Below are 16,522 nucleotides of genomic sequence, written 5' to 3'. Positions count from 1 at the left end.
AGTTCGCCGGTGAGAGAGCGTCCGTGTTTTTCCTGCCAAACGTGAGAGAGCGTGCCTATTTGGCCTTGCCGAGGAAGCCCTGGAGCCGAGCCACTCCGGTGGCGAGATCGTCGTCGCCAAGGGCGTAGGAGAGCCGCAGGTAGCCTGAGGGTCCGAATGCCTCGCCCGGGACAACCGCAACCTCCACCTCATCCAGGATGAGCGCAGCGAGCTCGGCGGAAGTCTGCGGGCGGACGGTTCCGTTCGCCGTCTCGAATTCCTTGCCCAGCAGGCCACGGACGTCCGCGTAGACGTAAAAGGCGCCCTTCGGCGTCGGGCATTCCACGCCGTCGATGGCGTTCAGGCCGGCGACAATCGCCTTCCGGCGGCGGTCGAAGGCCACCTTCATCTCGTCCACCGCGGTGAGCGGGCCGGAGACGGCGGCGAGGGCCGCGATCTGCATGATGTTGGAGACGTTGGACGTGGCGTGGGACTGCAGGTTGGTGGCCGCCTTGATGACGTCGGCCGGACCGATCATCCAGCCCACCCGCCAGCCGGTCATGGCGTAGGTCTTGGCGACGCCGTTGAGGATGACCACCTTGTCGCCGAGTTCGGGAACCGCCGTGGCAATGGATGTGAAGGGAACGCCGTCATAGGTGAGGTGCTCGTAGATTTCGTCGGTGACCACCCACAGTCCCTTGGACGCGGCCCACAAACCGATTTCGCGGACCTGCTCCGGCGAGTACACGGAACCGGTGGGGTTGGACGGCGAGACGAACAGCAGGATTTTGGTGCGCTCGGTCAGGGCCGCTTCCAGCTGCTCCACGGTGACCAGGTAGTCCTGTTCCGGGCCGGCGAAGACCTCCACCGGCACACCGCCGGCCAGCCGGATGGCTTCCGGGTAGGTGGTCCAGAACGGTGTGGGAACAATGATCTCATCGCCCGGATCGACCAGCGTGGCGAAGGTGTTGTAGACGGCCTGCTTGCCGCCGTTGGTGACCAGGACCTGTGACGCCTGGGCCTTGTAGCCGGAGTCCCGGAACGTCTTATCCGCGATGGCCTGCTTGAGTTCCGGCAGCCCTCCGGCGGGGGAGTAGCGGTGGTACTTCGGCTGGCCGGCGGCCTCAATGGCGGCCTGGACAATGTAGTCAGGGGTCGGGAAGTCGGGTTCCCCGGCGCCGAAGCCGATGACCGGCCGTCCGGCTGCCTTGAGTGCCTTGGCCTTGGCATCGACGGCCAGGGTGGCGGATTCGGCAATAGCGGAAATGCGTTGGGAAACGCGGGCGGCAGGCATGGCGGGGTCCATTCTTCGCTTGCAGCTCGATGGCTGGATGTGGGATTCGACGAGATCTACTCTATGCTGTTCAGCGGATCGTTCAGCGTGACGGCCAGGAATGTGACCGTGTCCCGGTCGGCAGGCACTGGCAGCCGCGAAGAAGGTCCGAAATGAGGCTGGTTCGACGTAAGCGCAGTTGTTGCGTAGACTAGTTCTCCGGTGTTGAAAACACGATGATGCCCTGCGCCCCGTGAAGTCTGCGGGATGTGTGGTGTGTTTGGTTTTCGATCCATAGGGTAGTGGCGCAATTGGTAGCGCAGCGGTCTCCAAAACCGCAGGTTGCAGGTTCGAGTCCTGTCTGCCCTGCGCAAGCGGTTCCGGCGGTTAGCCGGAGCCAGCGCAGCAACCATGGTTCAGTTCAGAGCCGGGTATCCGACATTTGCGAGGATGAGTGAGGACCAGGTGACCGAAACGGCTGCAAGCAGCTCCAAGGGCCGCCCCGCCAAGAATGCCGCCAAATCCGGCTTCTTCGCTCGCATCGCACTCTTCATCCGCCAGGTCATCGGCGAACTGAAGAAGGTCGTAGCACCCACCCGCAAGGAACTGATCAACTACACGCTCGTGGTGCTGGTGTTCGTGATCATCATGATGCTCATTGTTACCGTCCTGGACTTGGCTTTCGGGACCGGAGTGAGCTGGGTCTTCGGCGGCACAGGCCCCACGGACCGCTAAGGCGATCCGTCCGCAGACTGCGTGGCATGCTTCCGATAATCCGGAAGCGTTCACGGAGTGTGCGGAATTGAGCCATTTAAATAGGCATGTTAGGCAATGAGGAAGCAGGAGACCAAGTGTCTGAGCAGGAGCTCGAGGTAACTGAGACTGAGCTGGATGGGTCCACGGACAATACAACAGACGCCGCGGCGGTAGCCGGGGAAGAGTCCGAGGTTGAGTCTGCTGCGCCCGATTCCATCGACGATTCCTCTGAGGCCGACGCTGACGCTGATGCTGACGACGCCGCGCGCGATGAAGTTGCTGACGCCGAAACTGGCGAAGCCGCTGAATCCGACGAAGATGAGGCTGACGCCTTGGCCGCCGCGGCCGCTAAGGCAGAGGTTGATCCGGCTGAGGAATTCAAGGCCAAGCTGCGCCGCCAGGAAGGCGACTGGTACGTCATCCATTCTTACGCAGGTTACGAAAACCGCGTGAAGGCCAACCTTGAAACCCGCATCCAGACCCTGGACATGGAAGATTACATCTTCGAAATCCAGGTTCCCATGGAAGAAGTCGTGGAGATCAAGAACGCCCAGCGCAAGGTCATCAACCGCGTTCGCATCCCCGGCTACGTGCTGGTCCGCATGGACCTTACGGATGCCTCGTGGGGTGCCGTCCGGCACACCCCGGGTGTCACCGGCTTCGTGGGCAACGCCCACAACCCCGTACCGCTCCGCCTCGACGAGGTCTTCTCCATGCTCGCCCCCGTCTTCGAAGAAGAGCAGGCCGAGAAGGGCAAGCCGGTCAAGCACGCTGCGGCTCCCGTGGACGTCGACTTCGAGGTCGGCGAGTCCGTCATCGTCAAGGAAGGTCCGTTCGAGACCCTCCCCGCCACGATCTCCGAGATCAAGGTCGATTCCCAGACCCTCGTGGTACTGGTCTCCATCTTCGAGCGTGAGACCCCGGTCACCCTGGCATTCAACCAGGTCACCAAGATCTAGCAACACCCACAGAATTCGCTCCGGGGCTGCCCGCTTAGCAGCCACGAAGCGGCCGGCCGCCTCGCCATGGCGGCCACCAACCTGAGGCACGCTCCTGTGTCCCAGGACGTAATTGAGAGAAGGACCCTACATTGGCTCCCAAGAAGAAGGTCACCGGCCTCATCAAGCTGCAGATCCAGGCAGGTGCCGCCAACCCGGCCCCGCCGATCGGTCCTGCGCTTGGCCAGCACGGTGTCAACATCATGGAATTCTGCAAGGCGTACAACGCTGCGACGGAAGCCCAGCGCGGCAACGTTATTCCTGTTGAAATCACGGTCTACGAAGACCGCTCGTTCACGTTCATCACCAAGACCCCGCCGGCTGCAGAGCTCATCAAAAAGGCTGCAGGCGTCGCCAAGGGTTCAGCTACCCCGCACACCGTCAAGGTTGCCAAGCTGACCCAGGCCCAGGTCAACGAGATCGCCTCCACCAAGATGGAAGACCTCAACGCCACCAGCCTCGAAGGCGCAGCGAAGATCATCGCCGGCACCGCCCGTTCCATGGGTATCACCGTCGAGGGTTAATTCCCCACCGCTGATGCGGCTCGCGTATTCGGACAACCGACTACGACACCGGACGGCACCGCCGGGAGACCGGCACCACTGAATCATTGAAATGTTGGAGATCCAGCCCGATCATCCAACTGTGGCAGGGCCCAGCGCGGTCCGCAGACCACAACTGCACAAGGAGAATAAGCAGCATGGCAAAGCGCAGCAAAGCATATGAGGCAGCCGCCGCCAAGATCGACGCGGAGAAGTTCTACGCGCCGTTCGAGGCAGTGACGCTGGCCAAGGACACCAACCCGTCCAAGTTCGACGCCACCGTTGAGGTCGCTTTCCGCCTGGGTGTAGACCCGCGTAAGGCCGACCAGATGGTCCGCGGCACCGTTAACCTGCCCCACGGCACCGGTAAGGTTGCCCGCGTCCTCGTCTTCGCAACGGGCGACAAGGCAGAAGCAGCAATCGCTGCCGGCGCCGACTTCGTTGGTTCCGATGACCTGATCGAAAAGATCGCAGCAGGCTGGACCGACTTCGACGCAGCCGTCGCTACCCCTGACCTCATGGGCAAGGTTGGCCGCCTCGGTAAGGTTCTGGGTCCGCGTAACCTGATGCCGAACCCGAAGACCGGCACTGTGACCCCCGACGTCACCAAGGCTGTCAACGACATCAAGGGCGGCAAGATCGACTTCCGCGTCGACAAGCACTCCAACCTGCACTTCATCATCGGCAAGGTTTCGTTCGACGCCATCAAGCTGGCTGAGAACTACGCAGCCGCACTGGAAGAGGTCCTTCGCCTGAAGCCTTCCGCTTCCAAGGGCCGCTACATCCAGAAGGCCACCGTGGCTACCACGTTCGGCCCGGGTATCTCGGTTGACCCCAACGTCACCAAGGTCCTGACCGAGGTCTAATCCTCGCCGGTTCCGCCAGAAAGACCGTCCCGCAGATGTGGGACGGTCTTTCTGCGTCCGGGTCCTTTCGTTTGCCGGCACCGCGTTGGCCGGGACCTTTCGTATGATGCGGTCCGGCAGGCGGTTAGGCTGTCTCCGTGACTGCACTGCCGTACCTCATCGAACCCCTCGTCCTGCCCGCGGCCGTCGACTCTCCGGATGCAGGCGCATTCCGGGAGTTCGGGGAACTCAGCGATGCGCTGGTGCTGGAAACCTGGGGAAATGCGGACCGTTCGTCGCCCCAGGAAGCCCGGCTCCAGTACTGGCGCGACAACCCCTACACGCAGTTGCGGCTCTTCTTCGTGCGGCTGGACGGGCGAATGGTGGCGCGGTCCTGGATCCGCTTCGGGATCCAGGAGAACGTCCACACCGCAGTCCTCCACGTGAACGTCCTGGCGGAGTTCTCCGGACGCGGCATCGGCAGGGCGCTACTGCGCCATGCCGAAGAGCTGGCGGCGGCACGCGGATGCACCACCTTGCAGACGTTCACGGAACACCCGGCGGACTTTGACGCCGGGGGTGCCGGGGTGCTCAAACCCGAAACGGGAACCGGCGGCGTGCCGGCAGCCGCCCGAGGGGTGCGTTTCGCTCTGGCGGCCGGCTACAGGCTGGAACAGGTGGAACGCTTCAGCGCCTTAGAGTTGCCCCTCGCAGGGGATACCCTGGCTGCCCTCGAAACCGAGGCGCTGGAGAAGTCCGGGGAGCAGTACGAACTGCTGCACTGGACAGACCGCTGCCCGGATGGGTTGGCACAACAACTTGCCGTCCTTATGTCGCGCATGAGCACGGACACCCCGGTGGGCGCGCTCAACTACGACGAGGAGTCCTGGGATGTGGCCCGGGTCCGCCACGTGGAGGATACATGGCAGAAGGCGGGCCTGGCATCCCTGGTGGCCGGCGCCCGGCACCGGGCCACGGGAGAACTGGCCGCGTACTCCGTCCTGCAGGTGTCCGACGCGAAGCCCTGGCTGGCAAACCAGGACGATACCCTGGTGGCCAGCCACCACCGGGGGCACCGCCTGGGCATGCTGGTCAAGATACTCAACATCCGCCGTCTGCTCGCCGGCTACCCGGGGGTGGAGCGGATCATCACGTTCAACGCTGCGGAAAACGATCACATGCTGGCCATCAACGTGGCGCTCGGATTCCGCCCGGAGGGGTATGACGGCGAATGGCAGAAGGCGCTGTGACCGGAGTCGGTCATTGCATGGAATGCCAGCGCAAACCGGCATATGCTGGCGATAATTATTCGCTTGGTTTCAAGCCCGCCGGCTTTGAAGGTGAGTGGCAGAAACGACTGGAATGACGCCCTCTATGGTTGAAGACGTACGGATCGAACAACTCTGGATTCCCGATTCCCTCGACGGGCCCGATAGCGCCGATTTCCTGGCCGCCGTCGAAGTTGGCCGGAAGGTACGGATGCAAACGTGGGGGAGTGACGATCTCGCCTACACCCCGCTTGAGAAGCTCCTGGAATTTGCCGATCCCTACGAGCGCCAGGTCATCCTGGTGGCCAGGGTGGAGGGCAACATTGTGGGCACGGTGGACATCGCCCTGCCCTTGGCCGACAACCTCGACCTCGCGGAGTTTACTCTGGACATCCTGCCGGAATTCCAGCGGCAGGGAGTGGGACGCCAGTTGCTGGAAGCAGCCGAGCAGTTTGCCCGGGCAGAAGGCCGGAGCATGATCCTGATCGACACCAACCATCCCGGCGTTTCATTGAGCAGCTCCGCGGACGACCAGTTGGTCCCCGGCTCCGGGCTTGGCTTTGTTCCGATGGGAAGCCGGGAAGTGGAGTTCGCCCGGAAGACCGGCTACACCCTGCAGCATATTGAGCAGTTCAGCTCGTGCCTGCTGCCGCTGGACACCAAGCTGGTCGCAGAACTCTCGGACGAGGCCGAGCAGGCCAACGCGGGCCGCTACCGCCTGCATCACTGGACGGACAGGTGCCCTGACATCTGGCTCGAGGGCGTAGCCGCCCTGGAGAACCAGGCCGGTGGAGATACCGAACCGTCCACCCGGACCGACGAGCAGATGGTGTTCGACGGCGCCATGATCCGGAAGGCGGAGGACGCCACTATCGCGCAGGGACGGCGAACGGTGGTCACCGCCGTCGAACATATCGCCACCGGCACCCTGGTGGGGCTAACGACGATCAGCGTCCTGTCCCAGCGGCAGGACGTGGTGTTCCAGGACGATACCGTGGTGATGCAGGAACACCGGGGCAACAAGCTGGGCCTCCTGATCAAGGTGGCCAACATGGTGCGCCTCACCGAACAGTTCCCCGACGCCAGGGTCATCTACACCTGGAATGCCCCGGAAAACAGATACCTGCTCAAAGTCAACCAGCAGCTGGGCTTCAACACCGCAGGCGTCACGGGGATATGGCAGAAGGACCTCCCGGACCTCGGACCGAGCAGCAGCTGAACAGCGCCGATTTGGAGTACGGGCGGCGTTGCCCGTAAGCTTGAAGGACCAAAGACCGTCGGTTGTTGGAAATCCACTCTCCTGGGCATCGCTCAATTCTGCAGTTGTGCGCGGGAGAGCCAGTGGATTTCCGGACGAAGGACCCTGAACATAGGGCGGCCAGCGCAGGTGAACGAAGTAAAGCTCCACAGTCATGGACCGTGTCGAGCCAAGCCCCGTGCATCTGCCCGGGGCGTTTTTAGTTTTAGCTCACCTGAGCGGGGACCCGGAACACCGGCACTATCCCCGGAAGGAGGGTTATGGCAACGCCTACCAAGGTTTCAGCAGTAGCTGAGATCACTAACGATTTCAAGGAATCGAACGCCGCTGTCCTGACCGAATACCGTGGGCTCACCGTTGCACAGCTCAAGCAGCTGCGCGTTTCTCTCGGCCAGGACACCAAGTTCGCGGTCGTCAAGAACACCCTGACCGCAATTGCAGCCAAGGAAGCTGGTGTCGAAGCATTCGACGGTCAGCTCGCCGGCCCCACTGCAATCGCGTTCATCAAGGGTGACGCAGTTGCAGCTGCCAAGAGCCTGACGGATTTTGCCAAGACCAACAAGCAGCTGGTTATCAAGACCGGTTACTTCGAGGGCAAGGCACTGAACGCCAGCGAAGTTGCTGCCTTGGCAGCACTCGAGTCCCGCGAGCTGCAGCTCGCCAAGGTTGCAGGCATCCTCAAGGCTCCTGCTGCCGCTGCTGCACGCATCATCGACGCCCTGCGCCTCAAGCTTGAAGAAGAGAACGGTGCACCGGCAGCTGCCGAAGCGCCCGCCGCTGAAGAAGCCCCGGCCGCAGAAGCAGCAGAGACCGAAGCTCCGGCCGAAGCCGCAGCCACCGAAGAGAACTAACTCTCTTTCAAACCAGACTCCGGTGTGAAGACAACGGCCCAGGCCGCCAAGCACCACCTATAGGAAGGACGCCACACCATGGCGAAGCTCACCAACGAAGAGCTCATTGAAGCTTTCAAGGAACTGACCATCATCGAGCTCTCCGAGTTCGTCAAGCTCTTCGAAGAGACCTTCGAAGTTACCGCTGCTGCCGTTGCCGTTGCCGGCCCGGCTGCCGCTGCTGAAGAAGCTGAAGAGAAGACCGACTTCGACGTCGTCCTCGAAGCTGCTGGCGACAAGAAGATCGCAGTGATCAAGGAAGTTCGCGCCATCACTTCCCTGGGCCTCAAGGAAGCCAAGGACCTGGTTGACAGCGCTCCGAAGGCCGTCCTCGAAGGCGCAACCAAGGAAGCTGCCGAGAAGGCAAAGGAGCAGCTCGAAGCTGCCGGCGCCACCGTTACCCTCAAGTAACACTTCGAGCTCCGGGAAGCGTTCAGCTTTCCTTTCTGCTCCGGGAAACCCCGTCCACTCCGGTGGGCGGGGTTTCCTGCATCCGGGGCATGCACCGACAGCCGGTGGAGTTCTGAAAAAGATGGTGGGCTCTCCTTCTCATGCTCTTCAGACAGCCCTAGACTTTGGATTTGTGCCTACCCCCGCGGCCACCCCGGCCGGAGCCCCCGCTGCCCAGGCCCTGCCGGCGCCACAGTCCGGAGGGAAGAAGCAGTTCACCCTGACAGTGCTCGGCACGACCGACCTGCATAACAACGTCTTCAACTGGGACTACTTCACGGACACCGCCTACGCGGATGCGGCGGGCAACAAAATCGGGATCGCCCAGGCGGCCACGCTGATCAAGGCCATGCGGGCCGAGCGGGGCGAACAATGCACCCTGACCATCGACGCGGGCGACACTATCCAGGGCACGCCGCTGGCCTACTACTTCGCCAAAATCCGCCCTATCTCCGACTCGGTCACACACCCCATGGCCCTCGCCATGAACGCGGTGGGCTACGACGCCGCCGCGCTTGGCAACCACGAGTTCAATTACGGCATCCCGCTGCTTCGCACCTGGGAGAGGCAACTTGGTTTCCCGCTCCTCGGTGCCAATATCCACGATGCCGTGACCGGGGAGCGCGCCTTCACCCCGTACGTGCTCAAGCGCGTGAAGACGGACAACGGCTGGCTGACGGCGGGACTGGTCGGCTTCGTAACACCCGGTTGCGTGCTGTGGGACCGCGACAACGTCCAGGGAAAACTCGACTTCAACGGGATCGTCGAGGAAGCCGGTATCGTCATCCCGCAAATGAAGGCTGCCGGAGCCGACGTCGTGATCGTCTGCAGCCATTCAGGCGCGACGCCGGGATCCTCCTACGGCGACGCTCTTCCGTTCCCGGAAAACGTCTCCACACAGCTTGCCGAGGACGTGCCGGGGATCGATGCCATCCTGGTCGGTCACGCCCATGTGGAGATCCCGGAACGATTCGTCCGGAACAGGGCCACCGGCAGGCAGGTGCTCCTGACAGAACCACTGAAGTGGGGCATGCGGGTTGCCGTGATGGACCTCCAGGTGGCCAAGGCGAATGGGCGCTGGAGCGTCACTGCGGCCTCCTCCCAGCTGCTGGACGCGAAGACCGCCGAGGCGGATCCCGCCGTCGTCCGCGCTGTTCAGGCCGGGCACGAGGCCACGGTGGCGTACGTGAACGAGGTGATCGGAACGTCCACGGCCCCGCTCAGTACGGCCACCGCCTGCTGGGAGGACTCCGCGGCCATCGACGCCATCAACTACGTCCAGGCCCGCACCATCAAGGCAGAGCTGGCCACTGGTCCGGCAGCGGGTCTTCCGGTGCTGTCCATTGCCGCGGCGTTTTCCCGCGCCGTGGACGTCAAAGCCGGCCCCCTGACCATCCGTGATGTCGCGGGGCTCTACATTTTCGACAACACGTTGTTGTCCATCAAGGTCACCGGTATGCAGCTGAAGGCCTACCTCGAATGGTCCGCGCAGTACTTCAAGCCGGTCGGTTCCGCTACGGCCCGCGCGGCTGACGTCACCAATGCCAGCACCGCGATGGCACCGAACGGAACCCCGGACTACAACTACGACGTCGTGTACGGCCTTGACGCCCCGCTGACCTATGACATCGACCTGGCACGGCCCGTGGGCGAGCGTATCGTCGGCCTCAGCTACGGGGGAGAGGCGCTGCGGGTGGACCAGGAATTCGCCATGGCCATCAACAACTACCGCCAGAGCGGCGGCGGGAACTTCCCGGCAGTCAGAACAGCACCCGTCCTGTCGAACAGCCAGCAGGAGATCCGGCAGCGCATCATTGACTACGTTGTTGACAACGGCACCCTTGATGCAGCCCTCTTCAGCCGGAATGACTGGCGGCTTGTGGTCAACGGCCAGCCGCTGGCGGTCACACCCTAGGGGTAGCGGCCGGGCGGCGCGGGGAACTAGACGGCGTCGCTGATGTCCGCGACCACGGCGTCCAGCGCCGCGGTCAGGGCATCGGCGTCCACGAAGGCACTGTAGCCGTGCTGCCCGGCCCCCATGGAAATCCGCCGCCCTGTGATGGCCACGTCCGCGTAGACCGGCCAGGGCGTGGTGCTGCCCAGCGGGGTGATCGTGCCGCGCTCGTAACCGGTGGCCTCGAGCGCGACGTCGGCGGGCGGCAGGGAAAGTTTGTTGACGCCCAGAAGGCTGCGGAGCTTCGGCCAGGAAATCTGGCGGTCTCCCGGCACCAGGGCGAACAGGAAGCTGCCGTCCTTGTGCTTGACCACCAAGGACTTCACAATGTCCGACGGCTGGATACCCAGGATCCGGGCGGCTTCTTCGAGGCTGTTCGCGGCGAGGCGCTCCACGAGCTGCACCTCCAGCCCGCGGGCGGCGGCATCGGCAAGGAACCGCTCCCTGCCGGTGCCGCTGGTGCCGTTCGTGCCGCCGGTGGCTGTGTCGGCGTTACCAGCCACAGTCGTCAGTCCCGGTAGAGGAGGAGGGCTTCGCCCTGCCCGCCGCCGCCGCACAGGGATACAGCGGCCTTGCCGGAGCCGCGGCGTTTCAGCTCGTGCGCGGCATGTCCGGCCAGGCGGGCGCCCGAGGCCCCGATGGGGTGCCCGAGCGCGATGGCGCCGCCATGGATGTTGCACTTCTCCAGCGGGTACTGGAGGTCCTTGAGCGACTGGACGGCAACGGAACCGAAGGCCTCGTTGATCTCAATGAAGTCGAGGTCCGCGGTGGTCCATCCGGCACGGTCCAAGGCGCTCTTGATTGCATTGGACGGCTGCGAGTGCAGCGAATTGTCCGGGCCCGCAACCTGGCCCGGCTTGCCCACAACTGCGAGGTAGTCCAGGCCGTTGTCTTCCGCGAACTTCCGGGTGGTCAATACCAGGGCGGCAGCGCCGTCGGACAGGGGAGAGGAGTTGCCTGCCGTGATGGTGCCGTCGCTGACGAACGCGGCACGGAGACCGGCCAGCGACTCGACCGACGTGTTCGGGCGCACGCCTTCGTCGGTGGCCACCACCACCGGGTCCCCCTTCCGCTGTTTGACGCTGACCGGGGCGATTTCGTCGTCGAAAACTCCGTTCTTCGCGGCCAGGGCGGCGCGCTGGTGGGACTGGGCTGCCACGTTGTCCTGCGAGGTCCGGTCGATGCCCAGAACCAGGTTCTTGCTTTCCGTGGACAGCCCCATGGATTGTCCGTCGAAGGCGTCGGTCAGGCCGTCATGCGCGGCCACGTCCAGCGCCTGGACAGTCCCGTAGGTCCAACCCTGGCGGGAACCAGGGAGGATGTGCGGCGCCCGGGACATGGATTCCTGACCGCCGGCGACGACGACGGCGGCGTCACCGCTGCGGATCATGCGGGCGGCGTCGATCACGGCTGTGAGGCCGGAAAGGCACACTTTGTTGATAGTGACCGTGGGGACGTTCCAGCCGATGCCGGCGCCGATGGCGCTCTGCCGCGCAGGGTTCTGGCCCGCTCCCGCCTGCAGGACCTGGCCCATGATGACCGCATCCACCTGCTCCGCGGCAACGCCGCTCGCAGCCAGGGCCGCCTTGATGGCGTGCGCCCCGAGCTCCACCGCCGTGAAGCCGGCTAGCTGGCCGTTCAGGCGCCCCTGCGGCGTGCGGGCCGCAGCGAGGATGACAACATCATTGTTGTCTGGGGAGTTGCTCATGGTTATCTCTTCCGATCTGTGACGATGTAGGCCAAGGCTATCGTGAGCCGAATCACCTATCCATTCAAACGCATGCGCGGCAGGCTCCATTCCGCCGCGGATGGGTAGGCCTGCCCATCAAGTGAATGTGCGGCGCCGGACAGGGCTGAGTAGGGTGGATGGCGGATACGCCCGTCCCGGGAAGACGTTGTGGGGAAACAGGAGCTCAGATGAAGAAGATACTTGCAGTCGCGGCCATCGCAGGCCTGGCCGGACTCACGGCCTGCAGCGTTTCCACTCCCGCGCCGGACAGCACCACGTCGACGGCGGCCCCTGCCACGTCCTCTTCCACGCCGTCCCAGGCGTCGCCGTCGCGGTCTTCCGGCAGTTCCACCGCCGCAAGTGCGGGCGTGAAGGAAGCATGCGAGAAGTTCAACACCCTCTACGCCGAATACAAGGCGGCGAGCGGTGACGCCAATGCTTACGAGGACATCTACCTCAAAGCCGAGGACGCCAAAGCTGCCGTTTCCGGAGATCTCGAAGGTCTTTTCGCTGCTCTCAGCCTCATCGCCATCGACCATTCAGCAGCTGGCGGTAACGGCGAGCCGGAGCAGGCTTCCAAGGACGCGGTCCGCGATGCGGTGTTTGCCAATGCCGGCGCCTGCACCGCCGAAGGCGTGACCCTCACGCTGTAGCGGCCCGCCTGGGGCAGTGCGCCTGTAGCGGTGCAGCTGGGGCGGTGCGCAGGCCAACTAGGTGCCCGCGGCAACAGTGCTTGCAATAAGCGGGGAAGTGGGGTAGACACGTACGCCGTTTTGCCGTATCGTAGATATTTGCGTCTTCCCTGTTTACCTTCAGCCTTCATATAGCGGTGGGCTTTGCCTAGCAGCTGATCCATCAACGTGCCGTCAAAGACGTGTCACACCGTGGGCAGCCTGGGTCCCGGGTCATATAGCGGAACCGGACTGGTAGCGCTGCGGAGTCATTCTGCAGGGCTTGCAACGGGGGAGATCTGAAAACGCCTGAAGGTCTGTGGAAGGATCCCTCTTGGTCGCCTCGAGCACCTCTAATGTAAACAACGCTACCGCTATCAATGCCGACAGCACCGATGGTGCCACTCGCCGGCTCTCATTCGCAAAGATTCACGAACCTCTTGACGTTCCGAATCTGCTTGCCCTGCAAACGGACAGCTTCGACTGGCTGGTCGGAAACGAACGCTGGCAGGCACGCGTTGCGAAGGCCGTCGAAGAAGGCGACCTCAGCGTCGCCACTAGCTCCGGTCTGTCTGACATCTTCGAAGAGATCTCCCCGATCGAGGATTTCCAGGGCACCATGTCCCTGAGCTTCTCCGATCCGGAGTTCGCTGATCCCAAATACACCATGGCCGAGTGCAAGGACCGGGACGCTACGTACTCGGCTCCGCTGTACGTTAAAGCCGAATTCATGAACAACAACACGGGCGAAATCAAGCAGCAGACCGTGTTCATGGGTGACTTCCCGCTGATGACCGAGAAGGGCACCTTCGTCGTCAACGGCACCGAGCGTGTCGTTGTCTCCCAGCTGGTCCGTTCTCCGGGCGCATACTTTGAGCGCACTGCCGACAAGACCAGCGACAAGGACATCTTCACTGCGAAGATCATCCCGTCCCGCGGTGCCTGGTTCGAGCTCGAAATCGACAAGCGCGACCAGGTCGGCGTCCGCCTTGACCGCAAGCGCAAGCAGTCCGTCACGGTGCTGCTGAAGGCCCTCGGCTGGACCGAAGGCCAGATCCTCGAAGAGTTCGGTCAGTACGACTCCATGCGCGCAACGCTGGAGAAGGACGCAACCGAAACCCGCGAAGACGCCTTGCTGGACATCTACCGGAAGCTGCGACCGGGCGAGCCGCCCACCGTCGAGGCTGCCCAGTCCCTGCTGGACAACCTGTACTTCAATTCCAAGCGCTACGATCTGGCCAAGGTCGGCCGTTACAAGATCAACCGCAAGCTTGGCATCGACCGCTCCCTTGGCGACAAGGAAGCTTCGGTCCTGCACGTCGAAGACATCGTTGCAATGATCAAGTTCCTGGTTGCACTGCACGCCGGCGAGAAGACCCTCACCGGCAAGCGCGACGGCCAGGACCACGAGCTGCGCGTCGAAATCGATGACATCGACCACTTCGGCAACCGCCGCATCCGCGCCGTCGGCGAGCTCATCGAGAACCAGGTCCGCACCGGCCTGTCCCGTATGGAGCGCGTTGTCCGCGAGCGAATGACCACGCAGGACGTCGAAGCCATCACGCCGCAGACGCTGATCAACATCCGCCCGGTGGTGGCAGCCATCAAGGAGTTCTTCGGAACCTCCCAGCTGTCCCAGTTCATGGACCAGAACAACCCGCTGTCGGGTCTGACCCACAAGCGCCGTCTGTCCGCGCTTGGCCCGGGTGGTCTGTCCCGTGACCGTGCAGGCATGGAAGTCCGAGACGTTCACCCGTCCCACTACGGACGTATGTGCCCCATTGAAACCCCTGAAGGCCCGAACATTGGTCTGATCGGTTCGCTGGCATCCTACGGCCGCATCAACCCCTTCGGTTTCATCGAGACGCCTTACCGCCTCGTATCCGAGGGTGTCGTGTCCGATGAGGTCCAGTACCTGACGGCCGACGACGAAGCAGAGGTCCTGATCGCTCAGGCCAACGCTCCGCTGGACGAGAACAAGAAGTTCGCCGAAGAGACCGTCCTGGTCCGCGCCCGTGGTGGTGGAGGCGAGCCCGTGCTGGTTCCCGCCGCCGACGTCGAGTTCATGGACGTTTCCCCGCGCCAGATGGTGTCCGTGGCTACGGCCCTGATCCCGTTCCTCGAGCATGACGATGCAAACCGCGCACTCATGGGTGCCAACATGCAGCGTCAGGCCGTGCCGCTGGTCCGTTCCGAGGCGCCGTTCGTCGGTACCGGCATGGAGCGCGCCGCTGCAGTCGACGCCGGTGACGTTGTCATCGCCAAGAAGGCCGGTGTGGTCACCGAGGTGTCCGCTGAACTCGTCATCATGCTCAACGACGACGGCACGGAAACCAACTACCGCATCAACAAGTTCGCGCGTTCCAACCAGGGCAACTGCTACAACCACCGTGTCCTGGTGAGCGAGGGCCAGCGCCTGGAGGTCGGCGGCATCATCGCTGACGGCCCGGCAACGGACCAGGGCGAACTTGCCCTCGGTAAGAACCTGCTCGTGGCATTCATGTCATGGGAAGGCCACAACTTCGAGGACGCCATCATCCTCTCGCAGCGCATTGTTGCCGAGGACGTTCTTTCCTCCATCCACATCGAGGAGCACGAGATCGATGCCCGCGACACCAAGCTTGGTGCCGAGGAAATCACCCGTGACATCCCCAACGTGTCCGAGGAAGTCCTGGCGGGCCTGGACGAGCGCGGCATCATCCACATCGGTGCCGAGGTTGAAGCCGGCGACATCCTGGTCGGAAAGGTCACCCCGAAGGGTGAAACCGAACTGACCCCGGAAGAGCGCCTGCTGCGCGCCATCTTCGGCGAGAAGTCCCGCGAAGTCCGCGACACGTCCCTGAAGGTTCCGCACGGCGAGTCCGGCACCGTCATCGGGGTCCGCGTCTTCGACCGCGACAACGACGACGAACTGCCCCCGGGCGTCAACCAGCTGGTCCGCGTTTACGTGGCCGCCAAGCGCAAGATCACCGACGGCGACAAGCTCGCCGGCCGTCACGGCAACAAGGGTGTTATCTCCAAGATCCTTCCGATCGAGGACATGCCCTTCCTGGCCGACGGCACGCCTGTTGATATCGTCCTGAACCCGCTGGGTGTTCCGGGCCGTATGAACGTCGGCCAGGTGCTCGAAACGCACCTCGGCTGGGTTGCCAAGACCGGTTGGAAGATCGAAGGCGAGCCCGAGTGGGTCAAGCAGCTGCCGAACCTGCCGCGCAAGAGTGGTTCAACCACTGTTGCAACGCCGGTCTTCGACGGTGCTCGTGAAGAGGAAATCACGGGCCTGCTCGACTCCACCAACGTGACCCGCGACGGTGACCGCCTGATCAACTCCTCGGGCAAGACCCGCCTGTTCGACGGCCGCTCCGGCGAGCCGTTCCCGGATCCGATCTCGGTCGGCTACATGTACATCCTGAAGCTCCACCACCTGGTGGACGACAAGATCCACGCACGCTCCACCGGCCCGTACTCCATGATCACGCAGCAGCCGCTGGGTGGTAAGGCTCAGTTCGGTGGCCAGCGCTTCGGTGAAATGGAAGTGTGGGCGCTTGAGGCTTACGGCGCTGCCTACACGCTCCAGGAACTGCTCACGATCAAGTCGGATGACATCCATGGTCGTGTGAAGGTCTACGAAGCCATCGTCAAGGGCGAGAACATCCCGGAGCCGGGCGTTCCTGAGTCCTTCAAGGTCTTGATCAAGGAAATGCAGTCGCTGTGCCTGAACGTGGAAGTGCTTTCCACGGACGGAACCACAATTGAAATGCGTGACTCTGATGACGCAGTCTTCACGGCTGCGGAAGAACTGGGCATCGATCTGTCTCGTGCAGAGCCCAGTTCCGTAGAAGAGGTCTAGAGTCCTCCGGAGCAAGGCAGCCGGCCCGCCGCGCTGCCTTGCTCCGGGGCTCCCTCTTC

14 protein-coding genes and 1 tRNA gene are annotated in these 16,522 nt (G+C 63.3%); 12 read left to right on the top strand and 3 right to left on the bottom strand.

Annotated features, from left to right (window positions below):
• Positions 1-55: 55 nt before the first annotated feature.
• The gene (locus JOE41_RS05025) at positions 56-1,273 is read right to left on the bottom strand and encodes a pyridoxal phosphate-dependent aminotransferase (RefSeq protein WP_209751207.1); all 1,218 of its coding nucleotides are present in this window, start codon (positions 1,271-1,273) and stop codon (positions 56-58) included.
• 275 nt (positions 1,274-1,548) lie between these two features.
• On the opposite strand from JOE41_RS05025, the gene JOE41_RS05020 reads away from it, so the two are divergent.
• From JOE41_RS05020 to JOE41_RS04975, 10 genes are all read left to right on the top strand, one after another.
• Positions 1,549-1,621: transfer RNA gene (locus JOE41_RS05020), tRNA-Trp, on the top strand.
• A gap of 81 nt (positions 1,622-1,702) precedes the next feature.
• On the top strand, positions 1,703-1,987 hold the full coding sequence (gene secE, locus JOE41_RS05015; RefSeq protein WP_043430893.1) for a preprotein translocase subunit SecE: 285 nt from the start codon (positions 1,703-1,705) through the stop codon (positions 1,985-1,987).
• Positions 1,988-2,103: 116 nt separating this feature from the next.
• Positions 2,104-2,967 carry a transcription termination/antitermination protein NusG gene (nusG, locus tag JOE41_RS05010; RefSeq protein WP_011692826.1) on the top strand — a complete coding sequence of 288 codons (864 nt, stop codon included), beginning with the start codon at positions 2,104-2,106 and terminating at the stop codon, positions 2,965-2,967.
• Between the two features lie 131 nt (positions 2,968-3,098).
• Positions 3,099-3,530: a 50S ribosomal protein L11 gene (gene rplK / locus JOE41_RS05005; protein WP_003803853.1), complete on the top strand. Its 432-nt coding sequence runs from the start codon at positions 3,099-3,101 to the stop codon at positions 3,528-3,530.
• Positions 3,531-3,706: 176 nt separating this feature from the next.
• Positions 3,707-4,414 carry a 50S ribosomal protein L1 gene (gene rplA, locus JOE41_RS05000; RefSeq protein WP_011692825.1) on the top strand — a complete coding sequence of 236 codons (708 nt, stop codon included), beginning with the start codon at positions 3,707-3,709 and terminating at the stop codon, positions 4,412-4,414.
• A gap of 137 nt (positions 4,415-4,551) precedes the next feature.
• Complete coding sequence (locus JOE41_RS04995; protein ID WP_209751205.1) at positions 4,552-5,643, top strand: GNAT family N-acetyltransferase; 1,092 nt, start codon at positions 4,552-4,554, stop codon at positions 5,641-5,643.
• Between the two features lie 124 nt (positions 5,644-5,767).
• Positions 5,768-6,880, top strand: a complete 1,113-nt coding sequence (locus tag JOE41_RS04990) for a GNAT family N-acetyltransferase (protein ID WP_043429959.1) — start codon at positions 5,768-5,770, stop codon at positions 6,878-6,880.
• A gap of 299 nt (positions 6,881-7,179) precedes the next feature.
• Positions 7,180-7,770: a 50S ribosomal protein L10 gene (rplJ, locus tag JOE41_RS04985; RefSeq protein WP_011692822.1), complete on the top strand. Its 591-nt coding sequence runs from the start codon at positions 7,180-7,182 to the stop codon at positions 7,768-7,770.
• A 78-nt stretch (positions 7,771-7,848) separates the two neighbouring features.
• The gene (gene rplL, locus JOE41_RS04980; RefSeq protein WP_011692821.1) at positions 7,849-8,220 is read left to right on the top strand and encodes a 50S ribosomal protein L7/L12; all 372 of its coding nucleotides are present in this window, start codon (positions 7,849-7,851) and stop codon (positions 8,218-8,220) included.
• 172 nt (positions 8,221-8,392) lie between these two features.
• Positions 8,393-10,174, top strand: coding sequence for a 5'-nucleotidase C-terminal domain-containing protein (locus tag JOE41_RS04975; protein ID WP_307800664.1), 1,782 nt, complete (start codon positions 8,393-8,395; stop codon positions 10,172-10,174).
• 26 nt (positions 10,175-10,200) lie between these two features.
• On the opposite strand, the gene JOE41_RS04970 is transcribed toward JOE41_RS04975, so the two are convergent.
• Both JOE41_RS04970 and JOE41_RS04965 read right to left on the bottom strand, forming a co-directional pair.
• Positions 10,201-10,716, bottom strand: a complete 516-nt coding sequence (locus JOE41_RS04970; RefSeq protein ID WP_209751201.1) for an aminoacyl-tRNA deacylase — start codon at positions 10,714-10,716, stop codon at positions 10,201-10,203.
• 5 nt (positions 10,717-10,721) lie between these two features.
• Positions 10,722-11,921: an acetyl-CoA C-acetyltransferase gene (locus tag JOE41_RS04965; protein WP_209751199.1), complete on the bottom strand. Its 1,200-nt coding sequence runs from the start codon at positions 11,919-11,921 to the stop codon at positions 10,722-10,724.
• A 209-nt stretch (positions 11,922-12,130) separates the two neighbouring features.
• On the opposite strand from JOE41_RS04965, the gene JOE41_RS04960 reads away from it, so the two are divergent.
• Both JOE41_RS04960 and rpoB read left to right on the top strand, forming a co-directional pair.
• Positions 12,131-12,595, top strand: a complete 465-nt coding sequence (locus JOE41_RS04960; RefSeq protein ID WP_011692817.1) for a hypothetical protein — start codon at positions 12,131-12,133, stop codon at positions 12,593-12,595.
• A 352-nt stretch (positions 12,596-12,947) separates the two neighbouring features.
• A complete protein-coding gene (gene rpoB, locus JOE41_RS04955) occupies positions 12,948-16,463 on the top strand; it encodes a DNA-directed RNA polymerase subunit beta (protein ID WP_209751197.1) in 3,516 nt (1,171 codons plus the stop codon).
• Positions 16,464-16,522: the final 59 nt, after the last annotated feature.

It is taken from the genome of Arthrobacter sp. PvP103, from assembly GCF_017833075.1.
Taxonomy (GTDB): Bacteria; Actinomycetota; Actinomycetes; order Actinomycetales; family Micrococcaceae; genus Arthrobacter.
Note: the sequence above shows the minus strand (reverse complement) of the source record. Positions and strands in the feature narration are given on the sequence as shown.